General features: G+C 63.9%; 10 protein-coding genes. 2 read left to right on the top strand and 8 right to left on the bottom strand.

Translation table 11 applies throughout. The annotated features are described in order from the left end of the window. Positions 1-20: 20 nt before the first annotated feature. Positions 21-317: a hypothetical protein gene (locus OKA04_RS01780; RefSeq protein ID WP_264499401.1), complete on the top strand. Its 297-nt coding sequence runs from the start codon at positions 21-23 to the stop codon at positions 315-317. Between the two features lie 26 nt (positions 318-343). Here the strand turns inward: OKA04_RS01780 and OKA04_RS01775 are convergent, their stop codons facing one another. The 3 genes from OKA04_RS01775 to OKA04_RS01765 form a co-directional block, all read right to left on the bottom strand. Beyond that, complete coding sequence (locus tag OKA04_RS01775; protein WP_264499400.1) at positions 344-1,630, bottom strand: dihydroorotase; 1,287 nt, start codon at positions 1,628-1,630, stop codon at positions 344-346. 85 nt (positions 1,631-1,715) lie between these two features. After that, positions 1,716-3,113 (bottom strand): apolipoprotein N-acyltransferase, encoded by a 1,398-nt coding sequence (locus OKA04_RS01770; RefSeq protein ID WP_264499399.1) that lies wholly within the window; start codon positions 3,111-3,113, stop codon positions 1,716-1,718. Positions 3,114-3,176: 63 nt separating this feature from the next. Next, complete coding sequence (locus OKA04_RS01765; protein ID WP_264499398.1) at positions 3,177-5,135, bottom strand: glycosyltransferase; 1,959 nt, start codon at positions 5,133-5,135, stop codon at positions 3,177-3,179. A gap of 155 nt (positions 5,136-5,290) precedes the next feature. Between OKA04_RS01765 and mfd the strand changes: the two genes are divergently transcribed. Continuing rightward, positions 5,291-8,464: a transcription-repair coupling factor gene (mfd, locus tag OKA04_RS01760; protein WP_264499397.1), complete on the top strand. Its 3,174-nt coding sequence runs from the start codon at positions 5,291-5,293 to the stop codon at positions 8,462-8,464. Between the two features lie 13 nt (positions 8,465-8,477). On the opposite strand, the gene acpS is transcribed toward mfd, so the two are convergent. From acpS to OKA04_RS01735, 5 genes are all read right to left on the bottom strand, one after another. Continuing rightward, the gene (acpS, locus tag OKA04_RS01755) at positions 8,478-8,861 is read right to left on the bottom strand and encodes a holo-ACP synthase (RefSeq protein WP_264499396.1); all 384 of its coding nucleotides are present in this window, start codon (positions 8,859-8,861) and stop codon (positions 8,478-8,480) included. Beyond that, positions 8,858-9,601, bottom strand: coding sequence for a pyridoxine 5'-phosphate synthase (locus tag OKA04_RS01750; RefSeq protein WP_264499395.1), 744 nt, complete (start codon positions 9,599-9,601; stop codon positions 8,858-8,860). Before OKA04_RS01750 ends, acpS begins: the two co-directional genes overlap by 4 nt. Positions 9,602-9,683: 82 nt before the next feature. Next, positions 9,684-12,866, bottom strand: coding sequence for a DNA polymerase III subunit alpha (locus OKA04_RS01745; RefSeq protein ID WP_264499394.1), 3,183 nt, complete (start codon positions 12,864-12,866; stop codon positions 9,684-9,686). A gap of 46 nt (positions 12,867-12,912) precedes the next feature. Further along, positions 12,913-14,397: a DNA polymerase Y family protein gene (locus OKA04_RS01740; protein ID WP_264499393.1), complete on the bottom strand. Its 1,485-nt coding sequence runs from the start codon at positions 14,395-14,397 to the stop codon at positions 12,913-12,915. A 6-nt stretch (positions 14,398-14,403) separates the two neighbouring features. After that, positions 14,404-15,030, bottom strand: coding sequence for a hypothetical protein (locus tag OKA04_RS01735; RefSeq protein ID WP_264499392.1), 627 nt, complete (start codon positions 15,028-15,030; stop codon positions 14,404-14,406). Positions 15,031-15,054 lie beyond the last annotated feature (24 nt).

Below are 15,054 nucleotides of genomic sequence, written 5' to 3'. Positions count from 1 at the left end.
CCTCCTTCCCTCCCGATTTCATGATCTCAGCCCTCATCTCCGCCCTGGTCATGTCATTCACGATGTGGCTCATCGCCCGTCATGAGGCGGACACGTCGCTGGTCCGCACCTTCCTGATCGCCTTTGGCGTGACGATCATCACGGCATTCTCGTCCTACTTCCTGGGAATCCTGGCGCTACTCGTCGGCTTCGGGCTGGCGGCGTGGGCGGTGCGGCAGTTCTGCTACCTGCGCTGGCCGCATGCCTTCATCGTCGCCACGGTTTTCATCGTGGTGCGATTCGGCACCGCCATCACGTTCAGCGGCCCGTCCCGCTGAACAAAACCGTCTCCGCTGCGGACCGGTCAGCGCTCCAGCAGGACCTCGCTGCCGAGCACGACGAGATCGATGCTGCCCTTGAGCGTCTTGTCGAGGAAGGGCGTGTTGCGGCTCTTCGACTTCATGAATTCGACCGAGAAGGTCGTGCTGCCCTCGGGGTCGAAGAGGATGAAATCGGCCGGCTTTCCTTCCGCCACCGGCACGGGCTCCAGGCCCATGAGGCGTCGTGGCTCGGAGGAGTAGCGCTTCACCAGCACGTCCCAAGTCAGTGCCCCGGTGGTAATGTAGCGGTCGAACATCGAGACGAGCGCCGTTTCCAGGCCGGTGATGCCATTCGGCGCGCTGGTGAAATCCTGCGCCTTTTCGAAAGGCGTGTGCGGAGCGTGGTCCGTGGCCAGCAGGTCGAAGACGCCGGTCTTCAGCCCCTCGAGCAGGGCCGCATTGTCCTCCGCCGTGCGCAGCGGCGGGTTCATCTTGTAGTGGGTGTCGTAGTTCCCGATGTCCTCGTCGCGGAACATCAGGTGATGCGGGGCGACCTCGGCGGTGACCTTCACGTCGCCGCGCTCCTTCCACCAGCGGATGGTCTCCATGCCGAGCTTGCTGGAGACGTGCTGGATGTGGATGTGCGCTCCGGTGGCGTGGGCCAGGCGGATATCGCGGTCGATCATGATTTCCTCGGCGCAGGCCGGGCTGCCCTTGATGCCGAGCTTGTAGGCCATGGGGCCGTCATTCAGCGCGCGCGGGCCGGCAAGCTCGTGGACCTCGCAGTGGCTGGCGAAAAACATGCCAAACTCGCTGGCATACTGCATGGCGCGGTAGAGCACGGCGGGATCGCCCACGCCATCGCCGTCGTCGGTGAGCATCTTCACGCCGAGCGCGCGCATGCCATCGATGGCGGCGAGTTCCTTCCCCTGGCGGCCCTTCGTGATGCAGCCGGAGGTGTAGACCGGGATGCGGGAGACGGCCTTTGCCTTGTCGTAGAGCATCTTTACCACTGCGGCCGAGTCGATGGCGGGCGAGGTATTCGGCATCATCACCACGCCGGTGATGCCGCCATTGATCGCGGCCTCGGTGCCGCTGGCGATATCTTCCTTCGCCTCGAACCCCGGCTCGCGGAAATGCACGTGGGCGTCAAACATCGCCGGCATCAGCAGGCGGCCCTTGCCCTCGATGACCCTGGCACCCTCCGGCACGGGGAGTCCTGCCGCCACGGCGGTGATGATCCCCTTTTCCACCCGCACGTCGGCTTCGACAAAGGCGGGCGAATCTTCGGAAACCACACGGACCTGGCGGATCAAGAGCACGTCGGACATGCCCGCTACATGACATCCCGCCCGGTGGCCGTCCAGTGCGGGAATGGGGATGGGTGACAGCTTCCTTCACCCGGCTGAATTCTGGTCAGGCGGGTGCAGTCTCCGCGACCTTGCCGCGGCGCTTTGTCCAGATCAGCGAAATCCAGGAAACGGCGGCGATGCCGAGGACGATCCACGGGGTCAGCCAGCCGAGGCGGGTGTAGAAGGTGAGCCCCGACTCCCTGCGCAGCGTGCCGGTGAGGGTCCCCTCCTCCATCGCGCCAAGGCGTCCGTGGATGTGGCCATGCGGGTCGATGACCTGGGAGACCCCGGAAGTCGCGCAGATGAACATCCACCGGCCATTCTCGCAGGCCCGGATACGCATCAATTCCGCATGCTGGTCATGCTGGCGGGCAGTCCAGGCTTTCGCATCCATCACCGGGACGACAAACATTTCAGCGCCCGCGGCGGTCATGCGGCGGGTCACACCCTCGTAATCGCAATCAAAGCACACCGGCGTGCCGACCTTGCCATGGCGCGTGTCGATCGGCATGGCTGATTTCCCGGCGATCCCGTCGTCGAAGAAATGCACCGGGTGGGCCTTGGTGTGCTCACCGCGCGGGCCGTCGGGATCGAGGGTCAGGGCGATATTCCGCCATGTCACGCCGTCCGGTTCGCGACGCTGGGTGCCGAGGGTCAGGGTGATGTCGCGGTCGCGGCAGAATTGCTGGAGGAGCTTCCAGTCCGGCGGGTAGGCCTGCACGTCATAGGGCAGCGCGTATTCCGGCCACGCCACGAAACGTACGTCCCCAGGGAGTGATTCCGTTGCCGGGATGAAGTCATGGATCGTGACGTTTTCCAACTGCACACCGCCGACCTTCACTGCGGCGGGATCTTCCGCGCCGGGTGTCTGATGCCGCGAGGGAAGCAAGCACGCCGCGAGCAGAAGTGCGAACACGGATGCCGCGCCTTTCCAATGCTTCCGCGAAAGAAGCGCTGCCGCGAGGATGACGATCACCCCCACCCCATAGACGCCGATCCATGGCAGCAGGGCATTCGGCCCGATGGACAGGCCCGCGCTGAACCATGGGAACTTGAGCGGAAAGAGCTCCGAACGGATGAACTCCCAGCCGCCCCAATTGAATGCGGTGAAGACGGCAAGGTGCCATCCTTTCAAGCCACGAGCCGTGGCGAGGCCCTGGAAATGCGCAAATGCCGCGGTGAAGACCGCGAGAATGATCCACAGGACGATCGCATAAAGGGAAAAGAGCTGATAGAGCCACGACAAGCCGACGGCGAAGACCATCATGCCGTGAAGCAGGCCCAGCACCCGTGCCCGCGATCCCTTCTGATCGTGGAGGGCAACCAGCAAGCCGACCAATCCCGGCACCACCAGCCACCTCCACCCGAGCGGCGGATACGCCAGGGCATAGAGCCCGCCGGACACCACCGCCAGGAGCAGGCGGTGGTAAAACGAAAACCGGGTAGCAGGCGACAACTCCATCAGTGGAGTTTGCTACAGGTCACCCGTAGACGCGACAAGCACGCAGTCGGCTGGCGGCTGGATTCAGGCCGAAAGCTCCATCTCGATGACATTGGCGGCTGCCCCGCGGGCGGGCCGGACTTCCGAGGCAAGCTCGGCCATGAATTCGGCGTGGCGGATGAGTTCGAGGCGTCCGTCGTGGTGCTCCACGATGGCGGTCAGGCTTTCCACCCAGTCTCCGGAATTCAGATAGCGGATCTCGCCGACCTGCTTGTCCTCGGGCGTGTGGATGTGCCCGCAAATGATGCCGTCGCAGTTCTTCGTCCGGGCCAGTTCCTGGAGCTGCTGCTCGTATTCGCCGACGAAGCTCACGGCGGACTTCACCTTCGCTTTGATCGCCTTGCTGACGGAGTAGTATTCCTTCCCGCGCCAAGCGCGATACTTGTTATAGACGCGGTTCACCTTCAGCAGCAGGTCGTAGCCCACCGCGCCGATCACTGCGACCCACTTGTGATTGGTCGAGACGCTGTCGAAGCCATCGCCGTGGACCACGAGGTAGCGCTTCGCATCGACGCCGACGTGGATGTGCTCTTTCACGAACTGCATCTTGCCAAAGGCAAGCGGAAGGAAGCGGTCGAGGATGTCATCGTGATTGCCGCGCAGGTAGATGACCTCGGTGTCGTCCTTCTCCATCTTCTTCAGCACCGTGCGGATGAAGCGGCTGTGGCGCTTGCGCCACTTCGCACCGCGCTTGAGGGCCCAGCCGTCGATGATATCGCCATTCAGCACCAGCTTCTCGCAGCGCGTGTGCTTCAGGAAATCGATCACCTCGTGGACCTTCGCATCCTCGGTGCCGAGGTGGACGTCCGAGATGAAGATGGTGCGGAAGTTCCGCTTGGGGCGCTTGCTCTTTTCCTTCAGCGTGAGCGTCACCGGGCCGCGGGCCTCGCAGGCTTCCTGCAGGTGATTTTCGAAGGACTCCACCACTTGATCCCAGCCGAGGCTGTCGGTGGTTGCGCGCGCCTCGTCGCGGAAGGCACTGTCACGCCAGCGGTCCAGCGCGGTGAAGCACTCGGCCAGGTACGCCTCGCGATCCCCCTTCGGTGCCTTGAGGCCATTGCCGCCGTGGATCACGTGGCGACCGGAGGCAGCGTAGTCATGGCTCACCGTTACCAGTCCGCTTGCCATTCCTTCGAGGAGGACATTGCCAAAGGTCTCCGTCTCGCTTGGGAAAAGCAGGATGTCCGCCGAGGCATAGTGGCGGGCGAGATTCTCGCCGGTCTGCACCCCGGCGAAGTGAACGAAGGTGTGCTCCGCCTGGAGCTTCTCACGGATCGGCCCGTCGCCCACGACCACGCAGGCGAGGTCCGGCATGCGCTCGCGCATCTTCCGGAAGCACTCCATGGCAAACGCCAGATTCTTCTCCGCGGCCACGCGGCCCACGATGATCGCGACCGGCGAGCCATCGCGTGCGCCCCATGAGGCGCGCAGTTCGGCGTCGCGCTTGGCAGGATGAAAAAGCTCGGTATCCACGCCGCGGCCGAGCAGGCGGACATTCTGGAATCCCTCGCGCAGTAGCATGTCCACCACATCGCGGGTAGGTGCCATGGTGAGATTCGCGCGGCTGTGGACTTTCTTGAGATAGGCCATCGCCGCGGGCTGGAGGCCCCCGAGGCGATACTGCTCCATGTATTGGTGGAAATTCGTGTGGAATCCCGTGGCCACCGGGATCTCCAGGGCATTCGCCGTCTTGATCGCTGAGATGCCGAGCGGGCTTTCCGTTGCCACGTAGATCGCATCCGGGCGGCGCTTCATCCAGCGCTTGCGGAGCTTGAAGGAGCCGGGCAGGCCGACTCGCACTTCCTTGTAGCCGGGGAGTGATACCGAGGGGGCGATGGTTTCGCCGCGTCCCCCGCCCTCGCCGGTGCGGATGACATGGACGAGGTGGCCGCGGCGGCGCAGGCCATCGCAAAGCCGACCAAGGGTCATGGCCACGCCATTCACGTCCGGGGCAAAGGTATCGGTGACGATATCGATTCTCATGGATGGATAGTCAGGAGTTTCAAACAATCCTCACCGTGGGTGTAGCATGTCCCCCGGATGGCACTTGCGTGGATTTCCGTGTCGAAAATGACACATGTGTTGAAAATCCGCGGTTTCGGGCTTGGCCCGCGGCAAATGCAGGCTACGGAGAACGCGTGCCCCGCAAGGCGGACGACCAGGATGACTGGCTGCAGCGGGCGATCGAGCAGCCGGATTTCGCGCAGCGCCTGACCCATGCGGTCTCGGGCGAGGGAATCGTCGTGTTCGACCACATCGACGAGGCCGCCCACGCATGGCTCGCCGCCGTCATCTGCAAGCACCTGACGACGTCCGGGAAGAAGCGGCTGTGGCTGGTCTGCGATGCGCCCCGGCAGCGGGAGCGACTGGCCGCGGAACTGGAGATGTGGGGCATCGATGCGGCGGACCTTCCCGAGATGCCGGTGGAGCTTGAGGGCGGGCAGCTCTCCGATCCCGAGTCGGCGGCACTGCGGCTCGAAGTGCTGGATACGGCATCACAGCGCGACGCTTTCGTCATTCTCTGTGGCGCGGAGGCATTTTCCCAAGGAGCCCCCTCACCCACCGAACTGGCGGGCAGCCGCATCGTGGTGAAGCAGGGTGCCGGGGCGGATCCGCTGGATCTCGCGGCGAAGCTTTCCGCTCACGGCTACGACCGCGTGACCACCGTGCAAGGGCGCGGGCAATTCGCGGTCCGCGGCGGCATCCTCGATGTTTTCCCATGGCAAGGTGGCCGACCGCTGCGCATCGAATTCTTCGGCGACGAGGTGGATTCCCTGCGGGAGTTCGATGTCGATACACAGGCTTCGATCGGAAAACTGCCACAGGCCGAACTGCTGCTCGCGGAGCCTGAACTCGAGGCAACGGTCGCGGATTATGTTAGAAAGGGCGACGTCCGGATCGCCTTCGAGGATGCCGATGTCGAGGCCGGGGTGAGGATCATCTCGGGTGCCCCGGAAGGCTGCGGCGAGGAAGATTTCTCCATCGCATGCTACGGCAGCCCGCTCGGCACCTTCGAGGCGGGAGACTTCGTGCTGGAGCAAAGCCGTCGCCAGCGATTCTTCGACCAGATCGATGAGTGGCGCGCGCTCGGCTGGCGGGTCGGGATGGTTTTCTCTAACAAGGGCGAGGAAGACCGCTTCCTGGAGCTGGCAGGACATGAGGCCGTGGCCCACGTCATCCGCCTGCGTGGCGAGCTGATCCAGGGCTTCACCGTGCAGTCCGTGCGGATGGCGGTGCTTTCTTCCAGCGAGCTCTTCGGCCGCTACCGCACTCCTGGCACGATCAAGCGCAGCCGTCAGGAGACGAAACGCATCCTGACGGCCCGCGCCTCGCTCGATGACATCGAGGAGGGCGATCTGGTCGTTCACTACGAATACGGCATCGGGCGCTTCCGCGGCATCGCTCCCGGTGAGAGCGGCGAGGAGATCAGCATCGAGTACAAGGATGGCGGCCTGCTTTCCGTCCCCATCGATCAGGCACACCTCGTCGCGAAATACGTCGGCCTCGGTGGCAAGACCCCGGAGCTGAACAAGCTCGGCGGAGCGGCATGGAAAAACATCCGCAAGAGCGCCGAGAAATCCATCCTCGACTACGCCGCCCAGCTCTTGCGCATCCAGGCGGAGCGGCAGGCCGAGCCCGGCACCCCTCACCCGCCCGACTCGCGGTGGATGTGGGAATTCGAAAACTCCTTCCACTACACCGAGACGCCCGACCAGCGCCGCGCGATCGAGCAATCGAAGCGCGACATGGAATCGGCCAAGCCGATGGATCGACTGATCTGCGGAGACGTCGGCTTCGGCAAGACCGAGGTGGCGATCCGCGCGGCATTCAAGGCAGCTACCGGTGGCATGCAGGTGGCGCTGCTGGTGCCCACCACCGTGCTCGCCGAGCAGCACTGGCGGACCTTCCGCGAGCGCATGAGCGACTATCCGATCCGCGTTGACCTACTGAATCGCTTCCGCACGCCGGCGCAGGTGAGGCAGACGATCCAAGGTCTCTCGGATGGCTCGGTGGACATCGTCATCGGCACGCACCGCCTCATTTCCGGGGACGTGCATTTCAAGAATCTCGGCCTCGCGATCGTCGATGAGGAGCAGCGCTTCGGCGTGAAGCACAAGGAGAAGTTCAAGGAACTCTTCCGCAGCATCGACGTGATGACGCTGTCGGCCACGCCCATCCCCCGCACGCTCTACATGGCGCTGATGGGCGCGCGCGACATGTCCACCATCGATACGCCGCCGCCGAACCGCGTGCCCGTCCACACCAGCGTGGTGCAGTATGACGAGCGCATCATCCGCGATGCGATCCTGCGGGAAATGAAGCGCGGCGGGCAGGTTTTCTTCCTGCACAACCGGGTGAAGAGCATCGAGATGATGCGGAAGAAGCTCCAGGAACTCGTCCCCGAGGCCCGCATCCTCGTCGGCCACGGCCAGATGGATAAGGACGAGCTGGAAGTGGTGATGCGGAACTTCGTCCACGGCGAAGCCGACATCCTGCTCGCGACCACCATCATCGAGACCGGCATCGATATCCCGAATGCGAACACGATCCTGATCGATCGCGCCGACCGCTTCGGCCTCGCGGATCTCTACCAGCTCCGCGGCCGCGTGGGCCGTGCAGGTGAAAAAGCCTACGCCATCCTCCTGCTGCCGCGAGACTTCATCACCGCGGGCGACGCGCGGAAACGCATCCACGCCATCAAGCAATACACCGCCCTCGGCTCCGGCTTCAAGATCGCCATGCGCGACCTCGAGATCCGGGGAGCGGGCAATCTGTTAGGCACGAAGCAAAGCGGCCACATCGCGGCGGTGGGCTTCGATCTCTACTGCCAACTCCTCCGCCAATCGGTGGACCGCCTGCAGGGCAAGACGCCGAAGGCCCGCGTGGAAGCGACCTTCCGCAGCGACTTCGTGGCATTCTCCGAAGCGGAATTTGCCCGCGGATCCGGGGACGGGCCGCTGTTGCCCGCGTATCTGCCGAGCGGCTGGCTGGATGAAACCCAGCTCCGCGTGAGCGCCTACCGCGAGCTCGCGGAGAGCATGGTGGAGAAGGACCTCGACCAGATGGAATCACGCTGGCGGGACCGCTTCGGACGACTCCCGGAGCCCGCCGAAAACCTGATCACCGTCGGACGCATCCGCCTCGTCGCCGCTGGCAAGGGCGTGGCCTCCGTGGAGATCAAGGGCCAGCGCCTGATGCTCCAGCGCGGTGGCGACTACATCATGCTGGAAGGCCGCCGCTTCCCGCGCCTCACCTCCACGGACACGAAGCAGAAGCTCCACGAAGCCCTGGAAATGCTGCGCGCGCTCTGAGCGGGCCGGTCACTCACTCGCCGAGTGCCACCGCATTCGCTGCGGCGTAGTGCTGGGCGTGGGTCAGGCTGATCTTCACCTCGGCGATACCCTTCTGCTTGGCATAGGCCATCCCCACACCGCTCAGAACAAGTTCCGGTTCACCGCTGTCCTTCCGGACGATTTCCATGTCGAGCCAGCCGAGGTCCTTGCCGATGCCGGTGCCGAAGGCCTTCGCCACGGCTTCCTTCGCAGCAAAGCGGGCCGCGTAATGGATCGCCGGGCGCTTCTGCGAACTACAGTAGGCACGCTCGCCCTCGGTGAAAATCTTGATGGCAAAGCGCTCGCCGAATTCCGCCATCGAGGACTCGATGCGCTCGACCTCCACCACGTCGATGCCGATGCCAAAGAGCTTCATGCTTCCGGGTATCCCGCCATGAGTTCTTTCATTTCCCGCACGGCCGTCGCGAAGCCGACGCGCATCGCGCGCGAGACGATGGTGTGCCCGATATTCAACTCGGTGAGGTGAGGCACCGCGAAGAGGCGGAAGATATTCGTGTAATTGATGCCGTGCCCCGCATTCACCTGGATGCCCGCGGCGTGACCGGCCTTCGCACTCTCGATCAGGCGGCTGATCTCGCGCTCCAGTTCAGCGTCGATAGCATTGGCGAAGCAACCGGTGTGCAGTTCGATCATCTCCGCACCGCATTGCGAGGCTGCCTCGATCTGATGGAGATCCGGATCAATGAAGAGCGACACGCGGATGCCGTGGTCCTGAAGGATCTTCACGCAGGCCTTCACCTCGGTGAGACGCCCGGCGACATCGAGGCCGCCCTCCGTGGTCACCTCCTCGCGGGTCTCGGGCACCAGGCACGCGAACTCCGGCTTGAGATCCAGGGCGAGCTTCGTCATCTCGGCGGTCACGCCCATTTCCAGGTTCACCGGCAGCGGGCAGCCCTTGCGGACCTCGAAGGCATCGCGATCCTGCATGTGCCGGCGGTCGGCGCGGACATGGATGGTGATCGAGTCCGCCCCACCCTCCCGGGCATCGAGCGCCGCCTGCAAGGGCGACGGCTCGGCATTCGGCGAGTCCGGGAGCAAGGCATAGCGCGCCTGCCGCAGCGTGGCCACGTGGTCGATATTGACGCCGAGAAGCATGCGCACGGGATAATCCGCCCCCGGGTCCCCCGCACTTGAAAAATCACCGGAGAGGCAATTATTGACGGGCGAGAACGCATCTTCAGTGGAAGTCGTGCGACTCCGCGGCGTGGTGGGGCTCCGCGCCGGGCAGGGGTAGGACGTCTTCGACATAGACCGTCCTTTGCCCGCCTTCCGAGATCTGCACCCGCCCGGCTGCCATCAGGAAGGATTCGCTGACGATGACCAATCGCAACCGCTGGAAGGTCTCCTTCTTGACGAAGAGATTCGAGATGCCGGTCTCGTCTTCCAGGGAGATGAAGCAGTGCCCCTTCGCCGTGCCCGGACGCTGACGGCAGATCACCAGCCCGCCCACCCTCACGGGCATGCCGTGTGGCAGGGTCTGGAGTTCCGCAGCATTCGCCAGCTTCAGCTCCGTGTGGCTCCGCCGCCATAGCTTCATGGGATGCGGGCCGGTGGAGGCTCCCTGGATCGCCAGGTCCGATGCGAGCCTCTCGGGCATGCTCATGGGAGCCAGCACCTCGCTCCCCTCCCCGGTTTTCCGGCCGACAGGATCTAACAGATCCTCGAAAAGCGGCAACTCGACCTGCCACATCGCCTTGCGGCGGTGCCCGAGTTCCGGGAGATCGTTCAAGGCTCCCGACTTCGCGAGAATCCTCCGCTCCTTGGCATTCGGTGCCACACGCCTGAGGAAATCCTCCAAGGAATCGAATGGCTCCCGCTGTCTCTCCCTCTCGATTTTATCCTGCGTCTCTTTTGAAACACCGCGCAAGCGATGCAGCCCCAAGCGGATGGTCGAATCATCCACCACCTCCGTCATCACCGCGCTATGCAGGCACGAGACGGGGAGTATCCTCATCCCGTGATGCTTCGCGTCCTGGATGAGTGAATGCGCCGAGTAAAATCCCATCGGCTGGTTGTTGAGCAGCCCTGAGTAGAAGGCGGCGGGCTCGTGAACCTTGAACCAGCACGACCAGTAGGCGATGGAAGCGAAGGACAGGGCGTGGCTTTCCGGAAAGCCGTAGAGCGAGAAATTCCCGATGGCGTGGATCACCTTCTCCTGCACCTCTTCGACGACATTCCGCTCGGCCATGCGTTCTCTGAGTTTTGCGGTGACTTCTCTCATCCGCTTGTCCGAGCGGTTGAAGGACATCGCCCGACGGAGTTCCGCCGCCTCATTACCGGTGAAGCCGGCGATCTTCTCGGCCATCTTCAAGACCTGCTCTTGGAACAGCGGAACGCCCAATGTCCTATCCAAGATCGGCTCAAACTCAGGAGTGATCCAATCGGGCTTCTCATCACCCCTCCTCCTTTTTAAATAGGGGTGCAACAGCTTCCCCACGATCGGCCCCGGTCTCACGATCGCGACCTGGATTGCGACCTCGTAGAATTTATTCGGCAGCAGGATCGACAGCGTTGCCATCTGCGCGCGTGACTCCACTTGGAAGGTGCCCACCGTATCGGAGCGATGGAGCATGTCGTAAACCCGGCGGTCATCGAGATCGATGCCTGCCAGATCGAAGTCCGGTTCCTTCCGCCGGCGGACCTCGATCATTTCTTCCATCGCAGCCAGCATGCCGAGCCCCAGCAGGTCGATCTTCACGAGGCCGAGATCCTCGCAGTCATCCTTGTCCCACTGGACGATGGTGCGGCCCGGCATGCTCGCGGGCTGGATGGGCACGACTTCATCGAGACCCTGGTTGCAGATCACGATGCCGCCGGAGTGCTGGCCCAGGTGCCTCGGAAGCCCGAGTACGGCATGGTAGAGTTTTTCCAAGGCCGCCAACCGCGGATGCGAGGGTGGCAAGAGGTTGGCCATCCTGGCTTCGAAGGCTTCCTTCCGCTCCGCTTCCAACTCTGCCGCTGTCTTTGGGTTCTTGTCATCGGACTCCGCCCAGTGATGAGGCGTGCTGCCGAGCGCTGAATACCGGTCGGCAATCGACGGCGGAAATCCCAGGACTTTTGACATCTCGCGGAAGGCGGAGCGCCCGCGATAGGTGATCACATTCGCCGTCATCGCCGCACCGCGCGCGCCATACTTGCGGAAGACATACTGGATGACTTTCTCGCGCTGATCTCCGGAGGGAAAGTCGATGTCGATGTCCGGCCAGGACTTGTATTCGCTCTTGCTGGGACCTTCCGAGAGGAAGCGCTCGAAGACAAGATCGTTCGCCACGGCATCGACACTGGTGATGCCGAGCACATAGCAGACGACCGAGTTCGCTGCGGAGCCTCGCCCTTGGCAGAGGATCTTCTGGCTGCGGGCGTATCTCACGATGTCCTGCACGATAAGGAAGTAGCCCGAAAGCTGCAGCCGACCGATCAGTGTGATTTCCTTCTCCAGTTGTCCTTTGATCTTCGGAGTGATCTTGCCGTAGCGCCACTTCACACCGTCATCGCATTCTTCGATCAGGCGCTTGGTCTGCTCGTCCAATGACATGAGCCGCCCTGTCTCGTCTTCATGGCAGGGAAATTCGTAGCCTAGCTTCTCCAAGGTGAAGGTGGCTCGCTCCGCGAGTTCACGCGTGTTTTCCAAGGCTTCCGGGATATCGGCGAAGAGGCTCGCCATCTCGGCGGGCGACTTCAGGTGACGTTCCCCATTTGGCTCCAGCAGCCTGCCCGCGGCATCCAGCGCGGTGTGATGGCGCAGGCAGGTGAAGGCATCTGCGAGCAACCGGTCCTCGCGCATCGTATACAGCGGGGCATTGCTGGCCAGCAGCGGCAGGCGCAGGTGGCGCGCCAGATCGACGAGGGCGCGGTTGAGCTTCGCATCGTCGCGCAGGCCATGGCGGAGAAGCTCCACATACACATTCCCCTGGCCGAACAATTGGACCAGGCCACGCGCTGCCTGGAGTGCAGCGTCCCGGTCGTCGCGGAGCAGGTGTCGCATCACCGGCCCTTCGCGGTCACCGGTCAGGGCTACCAAGTCGCCGCCATTCATTTCATCGTGCTCCACGATCTCCTTCAAATGACGGTTCGTGAGATGACGGGAGAGAATGCGGTAGCCCTTCCGCGTGGTGCAGATCACCGGCACATGCGCGCCATCCAGCTCCAAGGTCGCCCCGGTAATGGCACGGATGCCACGCTTCCCCGCTTCATGATAGGCACGCGCGGAACCGTAGAATCCCTCGTGATCCGTGAGGGCGATCGTGCTCAGGCCGACCCGCGCCGCCTGCTCCATGAGAAGCTCCGGATCGCTCGCCCCCCGCAGGAAGGAGAATGCCGAGCGGGCATGGAACTCATGGAATGGAAGGCTGGCTTTCATCCTTTCGAGAGCGTGCTGGATCCGCGATCTGCCATGGCTTCATCGCTCACTGGTAGAGTCCATCGATCACCCACTGGTCCGGCGGCGTGAAGGCGAGCCGCAGGAGTTGGTCATTCGCCAGGCGGACGTCCCACTCGATCCTCTGCCACGCGGTTCCGGGATCCCACCAGTGTCCGGAATGGCGGAACGGCCCCCGCGTTTCCATGATCTGTCCGCGGCACGGCCCCGTGAGCAAAGCCAAGGGACGCGGCTGACGGGGATGAGCATCGGCGGCCACCATCACCGGCGCGACCGGGCGGAAGCGACGGAGAGGCAGCGAATTCGCAGGAAAGAACCCTGCCCGGTCTGCCGGTGAATGCCCGTCCGCCGGGAGGAGCTTGAAATCGTCCGGTCGATGGGAAAGCGGTGGCACCGGGATGCCGACCTTGCCTGGACCCAGCAATGCCTCCAACTGCGCCAAGGTATCCGACCAGCGCTCCGGCTGAGGGAGTTGGCGGATGAACCAATCGCGCTGCGCGGCGGTGGGCAGCGTGGTTTCCACATCGAGCGAGAGTCCGGTTGCGCTGCTGCCGGTCTTCAGGGAATCCAGCAGCACCTGGATCGGCCGGAGCAATTCCCCTTCCTCCACCCGGGGCTCCGGCAGACGGATCTCGCGGGCAAACGAAGCTCCCCGCTCCAGATGAAAGACGATCTTCAATGCCTTCACCGCGACATACCTCGCGGCCAGCCGCGCGCAGAGGGCATGGAGCAGTCGCTTGAAGGCAAACACCAGCGGCTCGGTGCCGGACAGCGGCTCCTCGAAGTCCATGGACTGCGCCATGCTTTCCGGCGGCCGATGGAGCCGTAGCAGACGGCAGGTTTTCCCATGCAGCAGGTCGTGCCACGAGCCGGCCTGCGGGCCTAGCCGGGAGGTGAGGTCCTGCCTCGGCAGCCGCATGAAATCGCCGAGGGTCGCGAGTCCCCAGTCTTTCAAGAGCGGCAGGAGCGCCGCGCCATCCGGCAGGAAATTCAGGAGCGCCACCGGCAGCGCGGCGATCTTCCGCGGCGTTACCGTGCGGCCATGGCAGCTCTCGTGCCGCACGGCGAGACGTGCCAGATCCGGCGTGGCGGCACGCACGTGGAGCGGCCACGCATCCGCCACTTCCAGATCCGCGAGCCGGGCTGCATGCCGGGATGACGTGCGGGACAGGTCCAGTAGCAGCGTGTCCTTTGCCGTGACCTCGATGTCGGGAGTGATGCCTTCCGCGGCTTCTACCAACTGCCGCAAGAGATCCGCCTCCCCCGCCGGATCCGGCGCGAGCACCTTCAGATCCGGGCAGCGGACCAGCGCGCGGTTGAGCGGCCAGCCTGCGGAAATGCCCGTCATCCGGGCCGCGTCGTTCACGGCCTGCAAGGCGAGCGTGACCTTTTCCAAGATCGCCCCGGGATCGACATCCGCCTCCAGCACCGCGCAGGGCTGGCCGTGCGAACCGGGTGAAGCCCGCAATGCCGCCATGACGGTGAGATCGGGGAAATGGAGCGCAGCGAACATGACACGTCATCCCTTCACACGTTTCATCCGCTCCGGCACCACCCGCAGCCGTGCGACCAACTCGCGGCGGGGAAGCTCCAGATCTTCCAAGCCCAGCCGTGCATTCAGGGCGACCCTCACCGCGGCACAGGGCACCTGCGCCACGGGCGACATGACGACGAGCCTGCAATTTCCCGTGGCGGCCGCCAGCTTCAGCCGCCACCACGCCGAAGCCGGGATGCCGCTCAAGTCCCGGCGGGCGATCCCACAGGTATCCAGCAGGATGAACGGGACATTCGCGTCCCGGACCAACAGGTCCGTCGCCTTCAGCATTTCCGCGGCAGTGCCGCACCGGACCCATACCAGCCGGGAGCAGGCCTCGGGGGTGAATGAAGCGGGATCGAATTGATCCCCGCCATCCACGAGAATGAAATCCGGAAGCGGCGAGACCTCCCGGGGCTCGCCCAACAGCCCCGTCACCAAAAGGCCGAGGCCGGAGCCGATGACCTCCGAGATCGCCCCCTCGGGAAAGTAAGCCGGATCGAAAGGCTGCTCGGACGCAGTCTCCCCGCCAACCAGTGGAGAAGCCGCATGAGCCTGCGGGAATTTCTCCCGCAGTTGCTTGCGCAATTGCTCGATCACGGCGGCAGCCATGAAGGAAGCCTAGTGGGGAATTTT

It is taken from the genome of Luteolibacter flavescens, from assembly GCF_025950085.1.
Classification (GTDB): domain Bacteria; phylum Verrucomicrobiota; class Verrucomicrobiia; order Verrucomicrobiales; family Akkermansiaceae; genus Haloferula; species Haloferula flavescens.
This window is presented reverse-complemented; position numbering and strand designations above follow the sequence as displayed.

What these genes read in the sequence shown, in the direction of transcription:
- OKA04_RS01780 (WP_264499401.1), top strand. Translation starts at nt 21, where the DNA reads ATGATCTCAGCCCTCATCTCCGCCCTGGTCATGTCATTCACGATGTGG.
- OKA04_RS01775 (WP_264499400.1), bottom strand. Translation starts at nt 1,630, where the DNA reads ATGTCCGACGTGCTCTTGATCCGCCAGGTCCGTGTGGTTTCCGAAGAT.
- OKA04_RS01770 (WP_264499399.1), bottom strand. Translation starts at nt 3,113, where the DNA reads ATGGAGTTGTCGCCTGCTACCCGGTTTTCGTTTTACCACCGCCTGCTC.
- OKA04_RS01765 (WP_264499398.1), bottom strand. Translation starts at nt 5,135, where the DNA reads ATGAGAATCGATATCGTCACCGATACCTTTGCCCCGGACGTGAATGGC.
- acpS (WP_264499396.1), bottom strand. Translation starts at nt 8,861, where the DNA reads ATGAAGCTCTTTGGCATCGGCATCGACGTGGTGGAGGTCGAGCGCATC.
- OKA04_RS01750 (WP_264499395.1), bottom strand. Translation starts at nt 9,601, where the DNA reads ATGCTTCTCGGCGTCAATATCGACCACGTGGCCACGCTGCGGCAGGCG.
- OKA04_RS01745 (WP_264499394.1), bottom strand. Translation starts at nt 12,866, where the DNA reads ATGAAAGCCAGCCTTCCATTCCATGAGTTCCATGCCCGCTCGGCATTC.
- OKA04_RS01740 (WP_264499393.1), bottom strand. Translation starts at nt 14,397, where the DNA reads ATGTTCGCTGCGCTCCATTTCCCCGATCTCACCGTCATGGCGGCATTG.
- OKA04_RS01735 (WP_264499392.1), bottom strand. Translation starts at nt 15,030, where the DNA reads ATGGCTGCCGCCGTGATCGAGCAATTGCGCAAGCAACTGCGGGAGAAA.